The organism is Candidatus Clostridium radicumherbarum, from assembly GCF_045310525.1.
Lineage (GTDB): Bacteria > Bacillota > Clostridia > Clostridiales > Clostridiaceae > Clostridium_AT > Clostridium_AT radicumherbarum.
Genome location: NZ_JBJHZY010000003.1, coordinates 241,624 through 262,262 on the forward strand (window position 1 = coordinate 241,624; position 20,639 = coordinate 262,262).

The 20,639-nt window shown below is 30.5% G+C and carries 26 protein-coding genes; 20 read left to right on the forward strand and 6 right to left on the reverse strand.

Going from position 1 to position 20,639, the window contains the following annotated elements; all coding sequences use genetic code 11:
• Window positions 1-260 precede the first annotated feature (260 nt).
• Window positions 261-719 carry a GNAT family N-acetyltransferase gene (locus ACJDUH_RS15080; protein WP_406766036.1) on the forward strand — a complete coding sequence of 153 codons (459 nt, stop codon included), beginning with the start codon at window positions 261-263 and terminating at the stop codon, window positions 717-719.
• A 125-nt stretch (window positions 720-844) separates the two neighbouring features.
• On the opposite strand, the gene ACJDUH_RS15085 is transcribed toward ACJDUH_RS15080, so the two are convergent.
• The gene (locus ACJDUH_RS15085; protein WP_406766037.1) at window positions 845-1,486 is read right to left on the reverse strand and encodes a DUF4397 domain-containing protein; all 642 of its coding nucleotides are present in this window, start codon (window positions 1,484-1,486) and stop codon (window positions 845-847) included.
• Window positions 1,487-1,803: 317 nt separating this feature from the next.
• Here ACJDUH_RS15085 and ACJDUH_RS15090 point away from each other — a divergent pair, with 317 nt between their 5' ends.
• From ACJDUH_RS15090 to ACJDUH_RS15110, 5 genes are all read left to right on the forward strand, one after another.
• Window positions 1,804-2,451, forward strand: coding sequence for an HAD-IA family hydrolase (locus ACJDUH_RS15090; protein ID WP_406766038.1), 648 nt, complete (start codon window positions 1,804-1,806; stop codon window positions 2,449-2,451).
• A gap of 81 nt (window positions 2,452-2,532) precedes the next feature.
• A complete protein-coding gene (locus tag ACJDUH_RS15095) occupies window positions 2,533-3,699 on the forward strand; it encodes an MFS transporter (protein ID WP_406766039.1) in 1,167 nt (388 codons plus the stop codon).
• Window positions 3,700-3,711: 12 nt separating this feature from the next.
• Window positions 3,712-4,614, forward strand: coding sequence for a radical SAM protein (locus ACJDUH_RS15100; protein WP_406766040.1), 903 nt, complete (start codon window positions 3,712-3,714; stop codon window positions 4,612-4,614).
• 12 nt (window positions 4,615-4,626) lie between these two features.
• Window positions 4,627-5,874: a coproporphyrinogen-III oxidase family protein gene (locus tag ACJDUH_RS15105; RefSeq protein WP_406766041.1), complete on the forward strand. Its 1,248-nt coding sequence runs from the start codon at window positions 4,627-4,629 to the stop codon at window positions 5,872-5,874.
• Between the two features lie 92 nt (window positions 5,875-5,966).
• The gene (locus tag ACJDUH_RS15110; RefSeq protein WP_406766042.1) at window positions 5,967-7,070 is read left to right on the forward strand and encodes a glycoside hydrolase family 113; all 1,104 of its coding nucleotides are present in this window, start codon (window positions 5,967-5,969) and stop codon (window positions 7,068-7,070) included.
• 29 nt (window positions 7,071-7,099) lie between these two features.
• Here ACJDUH_RS15110 and ACJDUH_RS15115 read toward each other — a convergent pair whose 3' ends face one another.
• Window positions 7,100-8,011, reverse strand: a complete 912-nt coding sequence (locus ACJDUH_RS15115) for a DMT family transporter (RefSeq protein ID WP_406766043.1) — start codon at window positions 8,009-8,011, stop codon at window positions 7,100-7,102.
• Between the two features lie 184 nt (window positions 8,012-8,195).
• Here ACJDUH_RS15115 and ACJDUH_RS15120 point away from each other — a divergent pair, with 184 nt between their 5' ends.
• The 10 genes from ACJDUH_RS15120 (at window position 8,196) to ACJDUH_RS15165 (ending at window position 14,652) form a co-directional block, all read left to right on the forward strand.
• On the forward strand, window positions 8,196-8,837 hold the full coding sequence (locus tag ACJDUH_RS15120) for a lactate utilization protein (protein ID WP_406766044.1): 642 nt from the start codon (window positions 8,196-8,198) through the stop codon (window positions 8,835-8,837).
• A gap of 17 nt (window positions 8,838-8,854) precedes the next feature.
• Complete coding sequence (locus ACJDUH_RS15125; protein WP_406766045.1) at window positions 8,855-9,481, forward strand: GyrI-like domain-containing protein; 627 nt, start codon at window positions 8,855-8,857, stop codon at window positions 9,479-9,481.
• A 99-nt stretch (window positions 9,482-9,580) separates the two neighbouring features.
• The gene (locus ACJDUH_RS15130) at window positions 9,581-9,787 is read left to right on the forward strand and encodes a hypothetical protein (RefSeq protein ID WP_406766046.1); all 207 of its coding nucleotides are present in this window, start codon (window positions 9,581-9,583) and stop codon (window positions 9,785-9,787) included.
• Between the two features lie 50 nt (window positions 9,788-9,837).
• Window positions 9,838-10,707 carry an SAM-dependent methyltransferase gene (locus ACJDUH_RS15135; protein ID WP_406766047.1) on the forward strand — a complete coding sequence of 290 codons (870 nt, stop codon included), beginning with the start codon at window positions 9,838-9,840 and terminating at the stop codon, window positions 10,705-10,707.
• Between the two features lie 27 nt (window positions 10,708-10,734).
• Window positions 10,735-11,625, forward strand: a complete 891-nt coding sequence (locus tag ACJDUH_RS15140) for a sugar phosphate isomerase/epimerase family protein (RefSeq protein WP_406766048.1) — start codon at window positions 10,735-10,737, stop codon at window positions 11,623-11,625.
• 16 nt (window positions 11,626-11,641) lie between these two features.
• Window positions 11,642-12,529 carry a GNAT family N-acetyltransferase gene (locus ACJDUH_RS15145; RefSeq protein ID WP_406766049.1) on the forward strand — a complete coding sequence of 296 codons (888 nt, stop codon included), beginning with the start codon at window positions 11,642-11,644 and terminating at the stop codon, window positions 12,527-12,529.
• A 98-nt stretch (window positions 12,530-12,627) separates the two neighbouring features.
• Window positions 12,628-13,167, forward strand: a complete 540-nt coding sequence (locus ACJDUH_RS15150) for a cysteine hydrolase family protein (RefSeq protein WP_406766050.1) — start codon at window positions 12,628-12,630, stop codon at window positions 13,165-13,167.
• An 18-nt stretch (window positions 13,168-13,185) separates the two neighbouring features.
• Entirely contained in the window at window positions 13,186-13,878 is a 693-nt protein-coding gene (locus ACJDUH_RS15155; protein ID WP_406766051.1) for an HAD family hydrolase, read from the forward strand.
• 121 nt (window positions 13,879-13,999) lie between these two features.
• Entirely contained in the window at window positions 14,000-14,428 is a 429-nt protein-coding gene (locus ACJDUH_RS15160) for a hypothetical protein (protein WP_406766052.1), read from the forward strand.
• 29 nt (window positions 14,429-14,457) lie between these two features.
• Window positions 14,458-14,652 carry a hypothetical protein gene (locus ACJDUH_RS15165; RefSeq protein ID WP_406766053.1) on the forward strand — a complete coding sequence of 65 codons (195 nt, stop codon included), beginning with the start codon at window positions 14,458-14,460 and terminating at the stop codon, window positions 14,650-14,652.
• Between the two features lie 20 nt (window positions 14,653-14,672).
• Here the strand turns inward: ACJDUH_RS15165 and ACJDUH_RS15170 are convergent, their stop codons facing one another.
• Both ACJDUH_RS15170 and ACJDUH_RS15175 read right to left on the reverse strand, forming a co-directional pair.
• The gene (locus ACJDUH_RS15170; RefSeq protein WP_406766054.1) at window positions 14,673-14,996 is read right to left on the reverse strand and encodes a PadR family transcriptional regulator; all 324 of its coding nucleotides are present in this window, start codon (window positions 14,994-14,996) and stop codon (window positions 14,673-14,675) included.
• Window position 14,997: 1 nt separating this feature from the next.
• Entirely contained in the window at window positions 14,998-15,723 is a 726-nt protein-coding gene (locus ACJDUH_RS15175; protein WP_406766055.1) for an RDD family protein, read from the reverse strand.
• A 184-nt stretch (window positions 15,724-15,907) separates the two neighbouring features.
• Between ACJDUH_RS15175 and ACJDUH_RS15180 the strand changes: the two genes are divergently transcribed.
• The gene (locus ACJDUH_RS15180) at window positions 15,908-16,777 is read left to right on the forward strand and encodes a PhzF family phenazine biosynthesis protein (RefSeq protein ID WP_406766056.1); all 870 of its coding nucleotides are present in this window, start codon (window positions 15,908-15,910) and stop codon (window positions 16,775-16,777) included.
• An 86-nt stretch (window positions 16,778-16,863) separates the two neighbouring features.
• The gene (locus ACJDUH_RS15185; protein WP_406766057.1) at window positions 16,864-17,448 is read left to right on the forward strand and encodes a GNAT family N-acetyltransferase; all 585 of its coding nucleotides are present in this window, start codon (window positions 16,864-16,866) and stop codon (window positions 17,446-17,448) included.
• A 144-nt stretch (window positions 17,449-17,592) separates the two neighbouring features.
• Here ACJDUH_RS15185 and ACJDUH_RS15190 read toward each other — a convergent pair whose 3' ends face one another.
• Both ACJDUH_RS15190 and ACJDUH_RS15195 read right to left on the reverse strand, forming a co-directional pair.
• Complete coding sequence (locus ACJDUH_RS15190) at window positions 17,593-18,141, reverse strand: hypothetical protein (protein WP_406766058.1); 549 nt, start codon at window positions 18,139-18,141, stop codon at window positions 17,593-17,595.
• A 114-nt stretch (window positions 18,142-18,255) separates the two neighbouring features.
• On the reverse strand, window positions 18,256-18,795 hold the full coding sequence (locus ACJDUH_RS15195; protein WP_406766059.1) for a TDE2712 family protein: 540 nt from the start codon (window positions 18,793-18,795) through the stop codon (window positions 18,256-18,258).
• Between the two features lie 262 nt (window positions 18,796-19,057).
• On the opposite strand from ACJDUH_RS15195, the gene ACJDUH_RS15200 reads away from it, so the two are divergent.
• Both ACJDUH_RS15200 and ACJDUH_RS15205 read left to right on the forward strand, forming a co-directional pair.
• Window positions 19,058-19,405 (forward strand): hypothetical protein, encoded by a 348-nt coding sequence (locus tag ACJDUH_RS15200; protein WP_406766060.1) that lies wholly within the window; start codon window positions 19,058-19,060, stop codon window positions 19,403-19,405.
• Window positions 19,406-19,541: 136 nt separating this feature from the next.
• Window positions 19,542-20,633, forward strand: coding sequence for a DUF3810 domain-containing protein (locus tag ACJDUH_RS15205; RefSeq protein ID WP_406766061.1), 1,092 nt, complete (start codon window positions 19,542-19,544; stop codon window positions 20,631-20,633).
• The last annotated feature ends 6 nt before the right edge of the window (window positions 20,634-20,639 follow it).

The window sequence follows — 20,639 nt, forward strand, 5'->3', positions numbered from 1 at the left end:
TAAAACAATTTAGCAATCCTGAAAATGTTCATGTACGAGAATTATACACATAGTTATCAACATATTGTATACAGGTTACATGTAAACAAAGAGACAAGCCTCTAATTATGGAACTTGCCTCTTTTTAAGTTTAGATAATCAAGGCTGGTGAGTTTATTGTCTAGGAATATGTAATATTATGGGTTATAATTTATATATAGGCTAGATGAATAATAGTTATGAACAGTATTGCAGTAGCTATATAGAGGCGGGTAATCTGATTGAGACATAATGATATTAAAATAATACAATATAATTCCACATATGCTGATGACACAGTGGAAATGTGGAGAGAGAGTATGGAGAAGGCTATAGGACAAAAGCCGTTACATACTTTTGAAGAAGATGTATATTTCTTAAATAATGTATTATGCAAGGATAATATAATATATATTGCTTTAGATGAAAGCGATGATAAAGTAATAGGTATGCTTGCTTTTAATGAGAACGAAATAAATCAGCTATATATACACGTTAATTATCAAGGAAGAGGAATAGGTAAAAGATTTCTTTGCATTGCAAAAGGTAATTCCACAGGAAGATTGACGTTATATACTTTTGATGTAAATCAGAAAGCTCAACGATTTTACGAGAGGAATGGCTTTAAGATAATTGGCAGAGGATATGAGAATGAGGAAAATATGGATGATATTAAGTATGAATGGGTAGATAGTATATAAGTTTAGATTAAGAACATAAATTTAAAATACCATCAATGTAGTTAAGGTATATTGATGGCATTTAATTATAGTTAATATTAAAATTGAACAAGTTATATACGTAACTAAATCGCTTTCCTAAGCCACTATCTAGATTCTGATACTACTACGGCTTCTAAGGCAGGTGATTTTCCAACTTGGCCAACAGCATAGATAGTATAGTAATTATTTGGATCCAATGTAACATTTGGAATAGTTAATGCTATGTTGTCTGAACCAGTTGGGTTTATTGTGAAAGTATAAGTTCCAGAAGGAATGCAAGCGTAATCAGTGATATATTTGTAACCAACATTGCTAAACACTGTCATACCATCAGATAATTTTATATCAACAGCTGGTGCATTTGGAGAAAGATGAATAAATCTTATACAGGGTCTCCCAAATTTTTGAGCAGTTATTGGTTCTGGAATAGTATATAAACTAATGTTAGGGTAATTTCCTATTGCTGCTATATTAAATACAGTATTTTCAGGAATATCTACATTTGTATTTATAACAGGACTTGTAGTTTGTCCTGAAGGGTAAACGGTAATATTATAGTTACCAGCAGGAGTAGGCAGATATTGTGAAAATTGTTTGTATGCAAGATTCTTTACAATAAGATTTCCGTTGGCATAAATGTATAAAGCAGGAGCATCTGGGGAGGCGTTGAATACCCTGATGTAAGAATTAGCTTGTCTGGCTCTGTAATAATTACTTGCCTTTTGAGTATATGGACAATGATACATAATATTCTCCTTGTATATTTTTAACCAATATTATAATATGAAACAAATATGATAATGTTCGCCTATTGGTTATTTGCTTAGGTACATTATTAAACGTTCTTTTAAAAAGGAGAGATTCTTTAATAGATACTCAAAAGTATAGAGTAGATAAATTGATAAGAAAAATAGAAAAGAGTCAGTACTGTAGCGAATTCAGAGGTTCTAAAATAATAGAATTATACCGCTCACCTTGAATGGTGAGCTTTTTTTATCTAGGAATATGTAATATTATGGGTTATAATCTATATATAGTATAAATTCAACAATGTGGGTAGACAATGACAATAACGAAGGATGTGAGAGACATGATAAGAGATATTATTTGGGATTTTGATGGAACATTGTTTGATACATATCCAGAGACAGTTAATGCGTTTAAGAGAGCTCTTAAGGATAATGGCATAGAAGAGACAAATGAAAATATATTAAAATATATTAAGATTTCTGAAGGTTGCGCTTTTAAGCATTTCAATGGAATCTACGGTTTAGGTGATGATTTCATTAACAAGTTTAAACTATATAAAAGAAATATTAAAGCTGAAACTTGTAAACCCTTCCCATTTTCAGAGGAGGTATGCAAATGGTTTGTAGACAAAGGGGGTAGAAACTTTATCATAACCCACAGAGGAGATTCTACATTAAAGTTTCTTCGGCATTATGGTATGTTGAACTATTTTACAGAAGTAATTACTAAGAAGTATGGGTTTAAACGAAAACCAGATCCTGAAGCATTTCTTTACTTAATTGAAAAGTATAATATTAATAAAAATACTGCATTGGCAATAGGAGATAGAGAATTTGAAATATTAGGAGGAAAGGCTGCGGGAATCAAGGTATGTCTATATAATACAAATAATGTTGATTTTACTGAAACGCCTGATTTTTATATAGAATCACTAAAGAAATTGATTGATATAATAAATTAAAACTCATTTCAATTGTTATTCTGGGGTATAGGAATAGAATGTCAATGGAACTTCAACTGAAATAAGAAGGGAAGAGAAGAAATGACCACATTATTATTGATTATTATTTATATAGCTTTTATTAGTTTAGGACTTCCAGATTCCATGCTAGGAGCCGCATGGCCAACTATAAGAACAAACTTATCTCTACCAATAGCTGGAGCCGGCTTAATCTCAATGATTATATCTGGAGGAACTATTATTTCAAGCATAATGAGTGGTAAACTCATTCGTAAACTGGGAACAGGTAAACTAACTCTAATAAGTGTTTTTATGACTGCAATGGCCTTGCTTGGATTTTCTTTCAGTAAAAATTATCTATGGTTGTGTATAATGGCAATACCATTGGGTCTAGGAGCAGGAGCAGTTGATGCTGGATTAAATAATTTTGTGGCTTTGCATTTTTCAGCAAGACATATGAGCTGGCTCCACTGTTTTTGGGGAATTGGTGCAACAGCTGGTCCAATAATTATGTCAGCTGCGATTACTTTAAGAGGATCATGGCAAAAGGGGTATTTTACTGTTGCAGTGATACAGAGCTGCTTAGTTCTAGTTTTATTCATTTCTTTACCACTTTGGAGAGCATTTCATGATAATGGACAGGAAGACACAATAGAAGAAGATACAAATCAGAACTTATTTAAATTACCTGGAATAGGACCTGCACTCCTTGGTTTTTTCTGTTATTGTGCATTAGAAAGCACTGCTGGTCTATGGGGTGCAAGCTACTTGGTACAGAACAAAGGTGTTGCAGCTAGTGTTGCAGCTGGCTGGATATCAATGTATTACCTAGGCATCACTATAGGAAGATTAATAAATGGATTTATAACAGCTAAATTCAGCAACCCTGATTTAATTCGTGGTGGTCAAGCCATCATAGGTATAGGGGCTGCTTTATTACTGATTTTCAGTCAAAGCTATGTTAACCTTTTGGGATTAATTCTTATAGGAATGGGATGTGCTCCTATTTATCCTTCTATGCTGCATGAAACACCAGTGCGCTTCGGTAAAAATAACTCTAGTAAACTCATGGGTGTGCAAATGGCATTTGCTTATATTGGGACAACCATTGTTCCACCAACTCTTGGGGTAATTTTTGGAAGAGTGGGAATACAGTTTTACCCAATATTTATTTTAGTGTTGCTGATTATTATGTTTGCAAGCAGTGAAAAAATAGATAAAATTGTTGCCTGTAGATCAGCTAATTAAGAGAGGTATATTTTGAGGATTAGGGATTTTATAAGTTTAAGCTGGTTTGGAATAAAAACCATTATATTTAAAATGAGGAAACCAATATTAGGTACAATAATACTTACAGATTACTGTAATTTGAGTTGTAAGCATTGTGCAGTAAATAATATAAATAAAGTAATGTACCCTTATGAGGACATAGTTCAAGAAATGAAGTCATTTTACAATGAAGGTATAAGAATACTATTTTTTTGTGGTGGAGAAACCATGGTTTGGGAGGATGGCAGTAAAACTATTAAAGACTTAATTGATGAAGCAAAGAAAATTGGATTCCTAATAGTAAATATAGTAACCAATGGTACTATAGATTTAAACATTCCTGAAGCAGATGTTATATTTTTAAGTTTAGATGGTGCACGTGAAACTCATAATTATATTAGAGGAAATACCTTTGATAAAATTATGGAAAATGTGGCTAAAGCAAATAACTCAAATATTTGTGTTTATATGGCTGTAAATAATGTAAATTTCGGTGATATAGAAGAGGTATGTAAAATAGTAAAAGAAAATCCAAACTTAAATTCGATTTCTTTTAATTTTCATACACCATATAAGGGTACAGAAAATTTGGCTTTAACCAGAGAGCAGAAAATCATTTCTGTAAATACAATTAACACTATGATTAAGAAACAGTATCCTGTATTCAATTTATTTTCAGCCTTAGATTATTATGTTGCAAATGACTGGGACAGGCCCTGCTACCAATGTATTGTGTCTGAAAATAAGAGAAGGTATGTCTGTGGCAGATGTATAGAAATAGATGGGTTATGTGAAAATTGTGGATATCTTTTTGCAGTTGAATTTTCTCTTCTATGTAAAGGGAAACCGAAAGTTATATTAGACATGATCAAAACCTATTTGAAGTATGTATAGGAGAATGAAATTATGGTTACCAGTATTTTAAGAGTGCTTCTTACAAGGTCATTTAAACCTTTAATGTTTACAGATAAAGCTTGCAATGAAATGAAATTTGATTCAAGTGAGATAGGAATTTACGTACATATACCTTTTTGCAAAACCCTATGCCCTTTCTGCCCATATAATAGGATTAAATACGATGAAGGTATGATAAAACCTTACAAGGAAGCCTTAATAGATGAAATAAATATGGTTGGAAGACAATATAAGGACAAGAAAGCTGTTACAAGTGTGTATTTTGGTGGTGGTACTCCAGCGCTTATGCTTAATGAGCTTGGTGAAATAATAGCTGCATTAAAAGAAAATTTTGATATAAGAGGTAATATTGGCATAGAGCTACATCCAAGCAATATTACTAAGGATAGTTTACTGGAAATAAAGAATATTGGATTTGATATGGTAAGCATTGGTATACAATCCTTTCAAGCAGAATGTCTTAATACATTAGGTAGAAAATATATTGATGGTGCTGAAAAAGTAAGATTAGTTAAAGAAGCGGGATTTAATACCATAGATGTAGATTTGATTTTTGGAATTGCGAACCAAAGTGAGGAGGATTTAAGAGATGATTTTTTAAGAGCATTTCAATTAGGAGCTACACAAGTTTCAACATATCCATTTATTGATTTTTCATATGCCAATAATGCAAGAAAACCTTTAGGAAAGGAAGAAAAAAGACAACTTTTAAGTGCTCTCAAAAAGACTAGTGCTGAGATAGGCTGTGATAGAACCGCTGTATGGACTTTTGGCAAAAAAGACAAGACTAGGTATTCATCTATTACAAGAGACGCCTTTATTGGCTTTGGACCCAGTGCTACGACCCTAACAAAGAAATTTCTAAAACTAAATACCTTTGCAGTAGAAGAATATATTAAGTGTATAAAAAGTGGTAAAATTCCTACTGCAATTACAATGGAATTTAGTGAGAGAAACCGAGCTCTTTATTGGATGTTTTGGAATGCCTATACTTTAGAATTTAATAATGACGAGTTTAAAAAGTTGTTTGGGTTTAATTTAGAAAAAATGTTTAAGATAGAATTAAGAATTGCTATAGTATTAGGCTTATTGAATAAAGTGAAAAATGGCTATCAGTTAACTGAAAGGGGAACTTATTATTATCATTTATTAGAACAGAAATATACAAATAGATATATAGATAAATCCTGGAGAATAGCGAGAGAAAATCCATGGCCAAAGGAAATAAGGCTATATTAAGGCAGTTATATTATAATTATTTATGTAAACTTTAGAACTAAGAGTCTTTTAAAATTATTATGCAGCATGCAAATTTTAGATGAGAGGTCAAAATGAAAAAGAAAAGTATAGTAATAATTAGCCTGATAATAATATTATCATTTACTTTTTACTATGTATTTGAAGTAAACTATGATACTAGAGGCTATATTGGAGCTTTATTAAATAAAATTGAGGGTAAAACATTAAATAATAAATTTCAAGTGAAAATTAAATCAGGAGATTTATGTACAGACTATAATATTGATACAGCTCTTAAAGATATTGATAAATTAGGTCTTAATACTATAGATATCCCTGTTGTTATAAATATCGCAAGTCTAACTGCAAGTGATATGTCAATTGACAATTACAGTAAGGAACAGGCAATAAAGCTTATTAAAAAGTTAAATGGGAAAAAGATAAATATTATACTAGATCCTTATCCGTGGATAGAAAATGGCAGTAAGTTTGAAACTGAGTGGTATCCTAATAATATAAATGATTTTTTTAACAATTGGAAAACAAAAGTATTAAAGCCTTTAATTGATGAAGTTGCTGTGCCTTATCATGTAGATGCTCTTAATATAGGCACAAGCTTTACAAAAATAGAACCTGAGGAAGACCGATTCTGTGACATGGTGGATTATGTAAGAAATTATTACAAGGGGCTTATTACCTATAGAACAAGCTGGTGGAAAACAGCTGCCTGGGATGATAGTTTCACTAGAGAATATGAGAAGAAATTAAGTAATAAGCTATTTTCAAAGTTAGATTTTATTTCTATTGCCGCTTACTTTGAACTTACTGAAAATAATACCAATACAGTAAATAATTTAGTGAATGCCCTCCAAAGTACAGAAATTTATAATAGAAAACAAAATGTAAAACAAGAGATTAAAAACTTTTATAGTAAGTGGAATAAGCCCATATTTTTCGGGGAATTAGGATTTCCACCAATTGAAAAAGCATCTATGGCACCCTGGAATCCATTTCTGCAAGAAAAAGCAAATGGTATCGAACAGGCTAATTGCTTTGAGGCTTATAGAAGGGCTTTTGAAAATGAGCAGTGGAACTTAGGTTTTTCAATATTTGCTATTGGTAATGAGGGGCCTTCCAACCATTACTATCCCAGTGACTATAGCGTTAATGTTATTAAAGGGTGGTACTCGAAATAGATAGAATGGCAATAGTTCTCATATTGTTTTTATAATGAAACCTCGTCAATATAATTGTTATCAGCACAACTATCATTTGATTTGTAGGATAATATGTTATAAATGAGGGCACTTGAAACTATAAAAGACCCCCCGATAATCCCTTTTATTCCTAATTTTTCACCTAACATTATGAAAGAAAGCACAGCAGAAAATACAGGCTCAAAGGAATATATTATACCTATATTGGAAGGGGGAACCACTGTCTGGGCAAAACTTTGTACTGTATATACGAAGGCAGTAGCTATTATGCCAGTAAAAATTAAGGACATCCAGCCTTGTAAACCAATTGAGCTTACTTTTGGAAAAGTCTCAAAAATAAGGCTTCCACAAAAGCCAAAAATACTAACAAAGCCAATTTGCAATAAACTAATAACTAATGGATTATGTCTTTTTACATATAAAGCAGTGAAAATAATTTGTAACGAATAAAATACAGCACTTAATAAGCAAAGCAAGTCACCAGTATTAAAACTCATGGTTCCAGAATCTGTACTGATTAAATAAATTCCTACTACAATAATAACAACACTTATTAAAACTTCTTTTGCTATTGGTTTTTTAAAAATTAACCATCCTAGAATAGGAGTGAATAACACAACCAGGGAAATATAAAATCCGCTGTTTGTTGCAGTGGTATATTTAATACCAAAATTCGCAGTTAAAAATCCCATAAATAAAAAAATTGATAGAATAAGAGCAGGAATAATTATATCCTTTTTAAAGGCACTTTTTATACGATTAAAATAAATTATAAATAATATTAAGCCTGCAAATAAAAAACGTATACCAATAAAGAGCAAAGGTGGAACTGTTTCAAGTCCAATTTTAATAACAGGAAACTCTGCTCCCATAAAAAAAGTAACTATAATTAATAGTAATATATACTTATAATTTTTCATAAAAATTTTTATATCCTCCATCTATAATATTAACAAACTTAAGCTATTTAACCTCTCTCCAAATATTGTTAATACTCAGATTTAATTATACCATATTTTACTGTGAAGCATGATTAAGATATTATATATTTATAATACAAAAATAAGAATTGTAATTCCTTTATTAGAAAGGTTGTAGATTTATATGGATAATGATACTTTGTGGTATATAGAAAAACAAATTGAAAGAACTATAAACAATTTAAGAAAACGCAATATGGAAGGCTTTTTCGTTGAAGATGAAAAAAATCTAAAAAAGATTTTGAATGAACTTATAGATGAAAATTCTGTGGTAGGGGTAGGAGACTCCATGACACTTTTCGAAACTGGTGTTATAGATTTTCTTCGTGAAGGAAATTATACCTTTTTAGATAAGTATAGAAAAGGTATTACAAAGGAAGAAAAACAGCTAATTTATATACAAAACTTTTCTGCAGATACTTTTATATGTAGTACCAATGCTTTAACTGAAGATGGTGAACTTTATAATATAGATGGTAATGGAAGTAGAGTGGCACCAATGATTTATGGTCCTAAGCAGGTTATTTTAGTAACTGGAATAAATAAAATTGTTAAGGACATAGAAGAAGCAGAAAAAAGAGTTAGAAATTATTGTGCTCCAATTGACGCAAAAAGATTAAATAAAAATACTCCATGTACTACCTTGGGTTATTGTATAGATTGTAAAAGCCCAGATAGAATATGTAATGATTTTACAATTATTAGAGGTCAGTTTATTAAAAACAGGATAAAGGTAATTATTGTAGAAAAGCAGTTAGGATATTAATGTAAGGAGAAAAAAAGATGAAGTATGAATGGAAAAGAGAAGAAAAAAATTTATATATGCCAAAACAAAAACCTGAGCTTATAATAGTACCAAAACAAAAGTTTTTTATGATAAGCGGAAAAGGAAATCCTAACAGTGAGGAATTTGCAGAAAAGGTAGCTGCCCTTTATTCAATGGCTTATGCAATTAGAATGATGCCAAAGCAAGGGTATACACCAGAAGGATATTACGAATATACAGTATATCCATTAGAAGGAATTTGGGATCTAACAGAAGAAGGTAGGAAATTAGCTGCATTAAATAAGGAAGAGCTAGTATATACCATTATGATAAGGCAGCCTGATTTTGTGACAAAAGAAATTGTAGATAGGGCATTTGAAAACGTAAGAAAAAAGAAACCTCATCCCCTGCTTAATGAAGTATACTTTGATACTATTGAAGATGGCTTATCTGTACAAATGCTTCATGTAGGGCCTTATGATGATGAGCCCCAAAGCTTTGCAGTAATGAAGGAATTCATAATAAAGAATAATCTTGAAATAACTACCTTAATACATAGAGAAATATATCTTTCTGATGTAAGAAAGGTTGAATCTGAAAAATTGAAAACTGTGTTGAGATATATGGTTAAATCAAAAGTATAAGTATGCCACCTTAATTGGTGGCTTTTTATATATAGTAATGTGTAAATATATGGTTTATAATGTATTTATAGGTTAATATTTAGGAAGATAGGTGTTATAATGCTTTGGAATGCTCCAATTTGGATAAATGAAACACTTGTAAGCATAGTTAAATTCACAATTGGAGTTGTTGTTTATCATAATAGGTTTACTCCACTTCATTTTATTATAAGAAAAGAATACCAGTATAGATATACAGGAGTAAATATAAATTTCTTATATGAAATCCAAGGTGATAAACAGCAGTTAGCTAAAAAAGGTTTTTGATTTTGTCAATAATAATTGAAGTAAATAATATGGCCAAAGGATGATAAATGATGGGAAATAATGAAAGCTATAAAACTGCATATGGAGCAGCATATGCGAGGCTCCTTGAACAGTATCAGCCTAAGGAAATAAGATTATTTGAGGATTCATTAGTTAAAAACTTTTTTGGTAAAACCATTTCTTATTTACTGAAAAATAGTATTATGAGAAGAGTTTTAACTTTTATGTATAATAGCTCTTCAATAGGACTTATGGGTCTACAAGTATGCAGAACTAAATTCATAGATGATATTCTTAAAGAAGCAGTAGATAATGGGATTAAGCAGCTTGTTATATTAGGTGCAGGTTTTGACACAAGAGCATTTAGAATATCCAGTATTAATAGCATAAAAGTATTTGAAGTGGACTTGCCATTTATACAGGATAAAAAGAAAAGTATTTTAAAAAAACATCTTGGAGAATTACCTGACAATATCATATTTACTCCTGTAGACTTTAATATTCAGACACTTGATAAAGTATTAGAGGATAAGGGATTAGATTTTTCAAAGCCTATTATTTTTATATGGGAGGGCGTGACTCAATATATTACTGAGGAAGCCGTAAATAATACGTTGAAATTTATCTCGAGAGCTTCAATTGGAAGTATTGTATTATTTTCTTATATTCTAAAAGAAATAATTGATAGAACCTCGAATTCAGTAGATACAGAATTTATAACGGATTATTTTCAAATGGGTGGTCAAAAATGGAGTTTTGGTATTAACCCATCTGAAGCCAGTGGTTTTCTAAATCAATATAATCTTACAATAATAAAAGATGTTGGAGCTACTTATTATAAAGAAAACTATTTAAAGCCAATAGGACGTAACCTACCTGTATCAGAAATTGAAAGAATAATTTATGCAAAGATAATTTAAGTTTTGATAGTTAATGAGGAGAAACTTATGAAAAGACTTATGATTGGCCAATTTGATAGATTTGATATAAATAGGCAGAATAGAGATTTTAGAGATTACTTTTTTGGAATTGAAGTTAATCAGATGGAGTCACTAGGTGAATTGGAAGTACTGAAAGACAATGTTAGGTATAGAAACTTAAATATAGGTATTCATTTTCCACTATTAAAAAATCAATGGAGATCAAGAGACCCTCAATATCTTTCTAAAGATAAAACTACTTATGATGAGTCAATAACTTATATGGAGAAAGAATTTGAGAGGGCAGAGAAATTAAATCCTGATTATATTTTACTTCATTATCCAAAGCCAGTTATATTAGATGATAATGTTGATTGGTCATCTTGGAGATTTTATGATAATACTGAATATTATTATGAGTCAGAGATATCATATGAGTATTTTGAAGAAAGAAGTAGAAGTTTTTTCAAGATATTCTCTGAATATGGGAAGAAGTATAATTTTGTCCCTGTTTTAGAATTGGATGGATTAAATAGATATATATATGGAACAAATCTGCTTGAAGACTTACTAGAGGAATATCCAAATATTAAATTATGCCTTGATTTTGGTAGAATACACTTGCAAGATTGTATTGATGATAATTTTTCAGCTAGAGAAATAATTACGCGGTACGGGGAATATACCTATTTAGTACATTTGTGGAATGTTAAGGTGGATACAAATGTGACAGATGCTCATTATCCAGCACTTAAATCATTAAAGGTACAAGATGGCTGGGGCGATATGGAAGCATTTTTTAAAACTCTGAATGAGGTAAATGATAATTATAAGGTTTTATTTGAACACAAATCCCACTTAGTTAGTGATGAAGAGCTGGAAGAATGTTATCAGTGGGTGGGCGAGCTGGTTAACTAAATTTTGGAGGTTATACATGCTAAGATATCGTAAATTTGATAAAGAAAGTGATTATGATATTATGCGCAGCATCCTGCAGCATAATTGTATGAAAACTGGACATATATATCCTCAGTTACATATAGGTAATTTAGATTTTGAAAGATATGCATTTGAAGAAAGTCCAGATATATTGTATAAGACAACTTGGCTTGTATCAGATGAAAAAATGGTAGTTGGGTTTATTACAATTCAAGAAGAAGAGTTTTTTATTACAGTTCTTTCAGAATTCAAACACCTTATAAAAAATATACTAGATTATATTGAATGTATATGTTATATGAATAGGACTACCATTACAACAGAGGCTAATAGTGAAGATAAGTTCTTAAGTGGTATTTTAAAAGAACGGGGATACATCAAAACGGATTATTTCCGCTATTGTGGAATATGTGATTTATCTAAAATACAATTGTATCCTCCATTGCCTAATGGATTCAGCATCCGACTAACTCAGAGGAAGGATGCAGCAAGACGTGTAGAATTATTTTCTCTCGCTACCGGAGGAGTAGGAACAACCTTAGAAAGATATGAAAGAATGATGAATTCTCCTTCATATGGTGATGCAATGGATTTTGTAGTTCAGACGCTAAATGAAGAAATCATAGCTTATTGTACAATATGGGACGACCCTTTCAGTAAGACAGCAATTTTAGAACCTGTTGCATGTGTAGAGGATTATCGGCGAAAAGGAATTATGAAAAGCACTTTATTATATGGGATGAATTTGTTGAAAGAACGTGGAACTAAATATATATATGTTGGCACGGGAGGCAAAAATAGTGCCTCACAGGCATTGTATAAGAGTGTTGGTTTTTTAGAATACGGGGTTAATTGTGAATGGCAAAAATCACTACAATATTAATATAAAAATATACCTGGAGTGTTTTAGACAATTGCTAAAGTAACATAAAAATGTAGAGTTATAAAAGATAACAATATTTATACAAAGGAGATAAAGATATGAAAAATACAGCACTTTTAGTTGTAGATGTTCAAAATGTATTAGTATTATCAAAGCCTTTTGCAGTAGAGGAAGTTATTGATAATATAAAAAGATTAATTAAAATATGTAGAGAAAATAATGTTGAAGTAATATATGTACAACATTATGATAAGGTGGGTGGCGAATTAGAGCCAAATACAGAGGGATGGAAAATTTATAAAGAAATAAGTCCAAATGCAGATGAAAAGATAATAAGTAAGCAGTATAATTCTGCTTTTAAGGAAACAGCCTTAAAAGAGTATTTAGATAATAAAGGTATAGATCAGCTAATAATTACAGGTATGCAAACAGAGTATTGCATAGATACTACTTGCAAAGTAGCTTTTGAATATGGGTACAAGCTAATTATTCCTGAGAAAACTAATACAACCTTCAATAATGGAAACGTATCATCAAAGGATTTATATGAGTTTTATAACTATAATATCTTTAAAGATAGATTTGGTATTGTGGATAGTGTAGAAAAAACAATAAAAATGTTAATAAATAATGCATAAGATACATGAGGGGTTAAAATGGAGATGAAAGGTATTAAGGCTATTTTATTTGATTCAGGACGCACTTTAAATATACCTAGTACAGGACATTGGTTTATTACTCCTAATTTTTTAAACATAATTTCAAGACAAAAATTTATTTGCTTAGAAATACAATTAGAGGTTGCAATGAGCAAAGCCTGCGAACATATTAATAGAATACCATTTGTTAAAACTGAAGAAGATGAATTTTCTATGTTTAAGGAATTCTACGAAATTGTATTAAAAGAGATTAATTATCCTTATATTAATGATGAAACTATTGAACTTTTAGCTTATGATAATGTTTATAATGATAATAAGTTCTTATTTTTTGATGATGTTGAGCCTTCCTTAATGAAACTAAAAGAAAAATATTTATTAGGTGTAGTTTCAGATACCTGGCCATCACTTGAAAGAGTATTTATAAATAAGAATCTAAAACAATATTTTTCTACTTTTATAATGTCCTCCATTTATGGATCAAATAAAGCAGAAAAACTTTTGTTTAAAATAGCTATTGAAGAATTAAATATAAAGCCGGAGGAAGCAATATTTGTAGATGACAGTGAATCAAATCTTATAACAGCAAAGGAATTTGGCATGCTTCCAATATTAATTGACAGATATGAAACGCAAGGCCTTAAAAGTGAGTTTCCTATAATAAGATCTTTAAAGGAATTAATAGAGTAATAAATATTTTATATTGAATATTAAACCAGATTTCTTAAAAGATAATCTGTTAGTAATACCATCTCATATCAATCATATAATAAACAAGAAATAGGATTTCTATTTAATAAGGGGGAAAGGAATGAAGATAGTATACCGACTATTATTTGGTTTACATTTGTTTGTAGGGATAGGTGCCTTAGCAGGTGGATTAGCTGCAATTACAAATCCTTTTGGACCTATGGGGATGACTATAGAACCACTAAAAAATTCACCTTTTCACAATTATTTAATACCAGGAATAATACTTTTCGTTATAATTGGCTTAGGTAATATTATGAGCGCCATGATGTTCCGTTTTAAATCAAGATATCAAGGGTATATAAGCAGCATTTTCAGCTGGGCTTTAATGATTTGGATTATAGTACAATGTATTATGTTAAAATCCATAGTTTCTTTACATGTTATATATTTCATCATTGGATTAATCGAGGCAGTCCTATCCATGATTATTTTGTTTGAGCAACGCTTATTTCCAGCAAATATTATTCAGAAGTTTTCTAAAAAATAAAATGAGGAATTAAATTAAGGAGCAGGCTTATGGATAATAAAGAAAATAAAACTTCACGCATATCTCCAACAATTATGCTAGCTATAGGTATCATATTTTTAATCCCCTCAATATATAATCTAGTTAAGAATTTTCACCTTTACTCACTTACTGTAGATTTAATGCCCTTAATTATAGGTGGTATATTATTTGCTGGTGGAATTATTAGATTGTCTAAAAAATAGGATTAAGCAAGGGGCTACAGTTAAGATGACTTAACTGGAATCCCTAGCTTTTTAACACTTTCAATCATTTCTTGCCATTCTGTAATCATTATATTCAGGTAATCTAGGCCAACTTCAGTAATTCTATAGTACTTCCTGGCGGGCCCGCTTGGAGAATCTTTTGTATAGGTTTCTGTGTAGCCATCAGCATTAAGGCGTCGAAGTATGGCATATATTGAGCCATCATATACATCATTAAACTGATCTTTTACAGTTTTCATTATTTCATAGCCATATAGTTCTTCCTGTTTAAGCTGAAAAAGAATACACAATTCTAATACACCTTTTTTGAGCTGCGTATCCATTTTATTTCACCGGCTTTCTATTGGTATCCTCGATCACAAGAGTTCCTGCTATTTTGTCTTGGACAGTATTGTTTGATTTTGAAAATAGTGCCCAGAAGAAAGAAACAATGTTTGAGATACCAAAGGTAAGACCTGGAATTATAATTTTACCAAGAAGCTGACGTAGAATTATATCAACAGCTTTTAGGCTACTTTTATTAGTTTTTACAACCTTTATACCCATTAAATACATACCTATAGTTTTGTTTTTCAGGATAATCATTACCACAGTACCATATAATAAGAAAATTAAAGTAACAGTTAAATTAATAGCTATTTCTACATTTGTTGGTCTATGAGGAATAGCAAAGGTAAATAAAATAAATGGATTAATTGGAGCTATAAACAATGCATTAATAATGCCATAGTAATTAATTATTGCTAAAGGCAGCAAGGATAATATTGAGTCTATAATAAATGCAGCAATTCGTTTACCAAATGATGCTATCTCATAATTAACTACCTCACTTGACTTTGATACTCTCGTATCTGTGTATTCATCTAAAATGTTTTTAGCAACTATAGAGGGTGAGCCTATCATATTAGAGGTTTCATCTTCTGTTTTATTATCATCCTTACTTGATTCAAATATTTCAGCATAGTCCATTAAAATATTTTGCAAATCATCATTATCAATTTTACCATGAAGATTATTTTCTAATTCCCTTAAGAATTCATTCTTATTCATTTTTATTCCTCCAAGACTATTGTTTATTAATTAATAGCTTGAATACAGTATACCATACTACTGTGCAGAGAACAATAGTGAAGATGTAAAAATTTACAAAAATTCCTGCCATCTTTTATATGGAAACGTGTAAACTTATGGATTATAATTTATATAAAGGTGTTATCTGAAAAGGAGAAAACAATTGAAGATAAAGGTTTATACACTAAATGCTTTTGCAAAGACAAATAATGGAGGCAATCCAGCAGGAGTAGTTCTTCATGCAGATGAATTAACTGAAGAACATATGCAGGAAATAGCTGCTAAGGTAGGGCTTTCAGAAACAGCATTTATACAAGAATCTAATAAAGCTGATTTTAAGTTGCGGTTTTTTACACCTAATAAAGAAGTGGACTTATGTGGACATGCTACTATTGCAGCCTTTTATTTGTTAGCAAGTAAAGGAGAAATTCAAAGTGGAGAGTATTCCGAGGAAACAAGGGCTGGAGTTTTAAAGGTTCAATGCATGAATGATAAGTCTATTTTTATGAATCAGGTGAATCCACAATTCTATGAAATATTGGACAAAAAATATATAGCGGCTACATTGAATATAAGCGAGGAAAATATAAGGCCGCAGCTTCCTATTCAAATTATATCAACTGGACTCCGAGATATTTTTATACCCATTAATTCTTTAGAAGCCTTGTATAAAATAAAGCCTGATTTTGATAAGATTACAAAAGTCAGTGAAAATCTGAATGTTACAGGCTATCACCTATTTTCCTTAGAAACAGAAAATAAAGCTATTGCAAGTTGCAGAAATTTTGCTCCGCTGTATGATATACCTGAAGAAGCAGCAACAGGTACTTCCAATGGAGCTTTGAGCTGTTATTTATATAAGTATGGTATTATTAATAAGAATAATAGTAAAAACTTAATTTTTGAGCAGGGGTATTCTATGGGAAAACCATCAGAAATTTTAGCCAGCTTAGCGATTTCAGATGAGAAAATTGTTGAAGTCAAAGTTGGTGGAACTGCTTTAAATATTAATGAAAAGAATTTAATTATTTAATATGTGGCGAGAAACGTTTCTGTTCCGGGATCCTTTACAAATATACCGCGAGAATCCACGTGTCAAATTTCTAAAGGAGGTCAAAAATGCAAGTATATGAAAATAAAGATATTGACTTAAAAGCTTATGCCCTAGATTCCACTAGGTGGAGTGACTTTGAAGAGTTATTTGGTGAAAGGGGTGCCTGTGGAGGGTGTTGGTGTATGTCCTGGCGGTTAAAAAAATCAGATTTTGAGAGTCAAAAGGGTATTGGCAATAAAAGTGCAATGAAGAGCTTAGTAGATAGTCATGAACCAGTTGGTATACTTGTTTATATAGGAGAAAAACCAATAGGATGGTGTGCTGCTGCACCAAGAGAAAAGTATATTAGATTAGAGAATTCCCGGGTATTTAAGAGAATAGATAGTGAACCTGTATGGTCTATTACTTGTCTTTTTTTATCAAAATTAAGCAGAAGAAAAGGAATTTCTACAGAACTAATTAAGGCGGCCATTAATTATTGTAAGTTAAATGGTGCTGAAATTATTGAAGCTTATCCTTCTGTTCCTTATGATGAGAAGGTTCCAGATCCATTTCTTTGGACAGGAATACCATCCTCATTTTTGAAAGCGGGCTTCAAGATTGCTGAAAGAAGGTCTAAATGGAAATTGATGATGAGATATTATATTTAATTTCTTAAAAAAAGAACAGTGTGCTTATTAGATATTTTTATATTAATTTTAATCTCATCTAAATTAATAATCTTAAAAGTTTAAGGGACAGGTTTATAAACCTATCCCTTATTTAATACAATTTTTTATTATTAATATTTAATCTTATATTTTTTCTTCAGAAGCCTCACCATTAGTATCTAGTTCTTCATTAGATTCTTCTGAAACTTCCTCTATTTCCTCAGAAGTTTCTAGTGCAGTTTCTTCTGATGCTTCCTTAGAAACTTCTCTAGCATCTTTTTTTGCTATATTTCCATTACACAATGCAATTATAGCATAGCATCCAAAGGTTAAGGCTATTAAAGTATTGCTAATATTATCAAGCTCAACTTTTGGAACACTTTTAAAGAAATTAGTTGTCAAAGCTGCAATTACAACTGCAGCAGCAGTTATAATGAACATAATCCAATTTACAGTAGTTCTCCCTGCAGAAGCTGTTTCAAAAGAAGCAATAAGTACAAAAACAAAAGATATTAATGAGAATACTAAAAATACTATGGAATTAATTTGCATTCCAAAGAAGGCGAAAAGTATAATATTAACAAAAGATAATAAAACTAATAATGCCGTAATTATAAAGCTGAAGCTAATGCTCCAGTGAGACTTAAACAGTATTGCTTTTAGTGGGTTCAATGGTTTATTTGTTTCAGTCATTTAAATGACCCCCTTGTGTTTTAATATTCTAACCACTATTTTATGGCATTTTTATAATAATGTAAAGCTAAATATTACTAAGTATAAGGTATATTTGTTAATAAATACCGTATACTATTTGCTTACTATTTCCTCTAATTTTTCCGATAAATAAGTTCTTAAATCCTTATCTCCGATAAATGTGTTGTCATCAAAGTCACTTGGTTTTACTCTGAAGAAATTCACAATTAATTTATTATCTGATATTAGATATTCATCTAAATGAAGCGGAGAAAATATAACTTCTAGTTCCTGAAATTTTGAATTAGGATACTTTATGTTTAAACTTTCAAGCAAGGAATTTAAATTCAATTTTTTTATTGGAGCTACCATTAAATTTGTATATTCAAGGTCTTCCATCATCCAAAGGTTATTATTATAAAATCTTCCTTCTTTTCTATTGTTAGAAGTGAAGATTTCTCTATTTTTAATAGCACTTAATGCTCTTCTGACGGATTCCTCATTAAATTCAGAATCATAGGCTAAGGTAAGCCCTGGCATTGTAGTCACATCGTAGATAAACATTTCAGATACATTTTCTCTGTCATTCACTGCCTGCCAAAAATATAACATGGCTTCTATGGCATTTAAATTCACTTTAATGGCATTTATCATAATTAATTCTCCCTTCAAGTTAAGTAATCTAGAGATATTATACCACTAATATATATTTTATAACAATTATAGCCCTAATAATAATACACTTCTACGTATATATAATTGCATAGGAATAATGAACCATAATTAGTTTAATTATACTTTGAAATAAAGGCTCCATTATTTTATAATAGTTTATAAATGGAGTTAAGTGGTTGATAAGCAGTTAATCCATTATTATCAGCACACAGTATAAGGATTACTAGGAGGGATGATGAGAATGATTAAATATTTATCAAAGTATACAGACATTAAAGAATTTTTTTCAGAGCTAAAAGAAAATGAAATATTTATGTACTCCTATCTGGATTTTAAGTGGGATGACATCTTAGAATTGTCAGAAGCAAATAGAGTTAAAATTGAATATATTGAAAAGGGCACTGATGAATACAAGAAATACGGTGAATGTGCAGCAAAGGTAGTGAGATTTAAAGAAAAGGTATATGAATATAAAATAAATTCCAGCGATTCAATTAAAATAGAGGCAAGAACAGAAGAATCTGCACGTGAAAAGCTAATGAGTTATTTATTTAATAGTAATATAATAAAACTTAATAAGGTTAGTTAATAAAGACTCATAATAAGTGAGAAAAACAAGTCCGCTTATTATGAGTTTTTTTGTTTGAATAATTACATAATAAAGGTATAATTATTTGTAATAATTAGTGTTTATATAAAAATACACAAAAAACGGTGGAATTGTGATGATTAAAAAGCCAAAGTTAAAACTGACTATAATTTTACTTGTTCCTATTATAGTGCTGCTTAATATAATAACTGCTAGATTTCCAAGTTTAGTAGAAAAATATTATTCAAATACAATAGATAAGGTTATAAGACAGGGGTTAAGCTTTATTACAAGTCCCTTTCCTAGTTCCTTTGCAGAAATTTTGCTGCCTTTATTAATTATAATTCTTTTTTTGTTTATTTTTATTCTTTTAATAAATATAAGAAAAGCTGGGTTTTTTAATTGTGCAGTTAATCTTACTGTTTATGTTTCAATTTTATATATTCTCTTTATGCTGTTTTGGGGTTTTAACTATAACAGGTATTCCTTTGATAAAATTGCAGGCTTAAAAGTAGAAAACTCTTCTGAAAAAGAGCTTTATAATTTGTGTGAAGACCTAATAAATAGAGCAAATAATTTGAGAGCCAAGGTAATAGAGAATTCTAATGGCGTTATGACCATTAAAGGTGGTTTTAATAATGTATTTAAAAGAGAGCAAATAGGTTTTGATGCTGCATCTAAAATTTATCCGGAATTAGGAGGCAGTTATGGACCTCCGAAGAGAATATTGTTATCCGAACCTATGAGCTATACGGGAATTACGGGCATATATATACCCTACACAGGAGAAGCAAATGTAAATATTAATGAAACTGATTTTATGCTTCCATGCACAACTGCACATGAAATGGCTCACCAAAGGGGTTTTGCAAGAGAGGATGAGGCAAATTATATAGCCTATGTAGTTTGCAGCATGCATCCTGACGTGGACTTTCAGTATTCAGGAACAATGCTAGCTCTTATATATTCTATGAATGCCCTTGCAGATACAAATTATAATGATTTTAAAGAGCTTCGAAGTAAATATTCTCCTGGAGTTTTAAGAGATCTTAATAATGATATTAAGCATTGGAAAAAATATAAAGGAAATACTGAGAAAATAACAAATAAGGTTAATAATGCATACCTTAAGTCAAATGGTCAACAGGATGGAATAGCTAGCTATGGAAGAATGGTAGATTTACTACTTGCAGAATACAGAAGCAAGAAGCTTGTTTACCATCAATAAATTCAA

Coding starts and splice junctions, on each gene's coding strand:
- ACJDUH_RS15085 (WP_406766037.1), bottom strand. CDS start 1,486: ATGTATCATTGTCCATATACTCAAAAGGCAAGTAATTATTACAGAGCC.
- ACJDUH_RS15090 (WP_406766038.1), top strand. CDS start 1,804: ATGACAATAACGAAGGATGTGAGAGACATGATAAGAGATATTATTTGG.
- ACJDUH_RS15095 (WP_406766039.1), top strand. CDS start 2,533: ATGACCACATTATTATTGATTATTATTTATATAGCTTTTATTAGTTTA.
- ACJDUH_RS15105 (WP_406766041.1), top strand. CDS start 4,627: ATGGTTACCAGTATTTTAAGAGTGCTTCTTACAAGGTCATTTAAACCT.
- ACJDUH_RS15110 (WP_406766042.1), top strand. CDS start 5,967: ATGAAAAAGAAAAGTATAGTAATAATTAGCCTGATAATAATATTATCA.
- ACJDUH_RS15115 (WP_406766043.1), bottom strand. CDS start 8,011: ATGAAAAATTATAAGTATATATTACTATTAATTATAGTTACTTTTTTT.
- ACJDUH_RS15120 (WP_406766044.1), top strand. CDS start 8,196: ATGGATAATGATACTTTGTGGTATATAGAAAAACAAATTGAAAGAACT.
- ACJDUH_RS15125 (WP_406766045.1), top strand. CDS start 8,855: ATGAAGTATGAATGGAAAAGAGAAGAAAAAAATTTATATATGCCAAAA.
- ACJDUH_RS15130 (WP_406766046.1), top strand. CDS start 9,581: ATGCTTTGGAATGCTCCAATTTGGATAAATGAAACACTTGTAAGCATA.
- ACJDUH_RS15135 (WP_406766047.1), top strand. CDS start 9,838: ATGGGAAATAATGAAAGCTATAAAACTGCATATGGAGCAGCATATGCG.
- ACJDUH_RS15140 (WP_406766048.1), top strand. CDS start 10,735: ATGAAAAGACTTATGATTGGCCAATTTGATAGATTTGATATAAATAGG.
- ACJDUH_RS15145 (WP_406766049.1), top strand. CDS start 11,642: ATGCTAAGATATCGTAAATTTGATAAAGAAAGTGATTATGATATTATG.
- ACJDUH_RS15150 (WP_406766050.1), top strand. CDS start 12,628: ATGAAAAATACAGCACTTTTAGTTGTAGATGTTCAAAATGTATTAGTA.
- ACJDUH_RS15155 (WP_406766051.1), top strand. CDS start 13,186: ATGGAGATGAAAGGTATTAAGGCTATTTTATTTGATTCAGGACGCACT.
- ACJDUH_RS15160 (WP_406766052.1), top strand. CDS start 14,000: ATGAAGATAGTATACCGACTATTATTTGGTTTACATTTGTTTGTAGGG.
- ACJDUH_RS15165 (WP_406766053.1), top strand. CDS start 14,458: ATGGATAATAAAGAAAATAAAACTTCACGCATATCTCCAACAATTATG.
- ACJDUH_RS15170 (WP_406766054.1), bottom strand. CDS start 14,996: ATGGATACGCAGCTCAAAAAAGGTGTATTAGAATTGTGTATTCTTTTT.
- ACJDUH_RS15175 (WP_406766055.1), bottom strand. CDS start 15,723: ATGAATAAGAATGAATTCTTAAGGGAATTAGAAAATAATCTTCATGGT.
- ACJDUH_RS15185 (WP_406766057.1), top strand. CDS start 16,864: ATGCAAGTATATGAAAATAAAGATATTGACTTAAAAGCTTATGCCCTA.
- ACJDUH_RS15190 (WP_406766058.1), bottom strand. CDS start 18,141: ATGACTGAAACAAATAAACCATTGAACCCACTAAAAGCAATACTGTTT.
- ACJDUH_RS15195 (WP_406766059.1), bottom strand. CDS start 18,795: ATGATAAATGCCATTAAAGTGAATTTAAATGCCATAGAAGCCATGTTA.
- ACJDUH_RS15200 (WP_406766060.1), top strand. CDS start 19,058: ATGATTAAATATTTATCAAAGTATACAGACATTAAAGAATTTTTTTCA.
- ACJDUH_RS15205 (WP_406766061.1), top strand. CDS start 19,542: ATGATTAAAAAGCCAAAGTTAAAACTGACTATAATTTTACTTGTTCCT.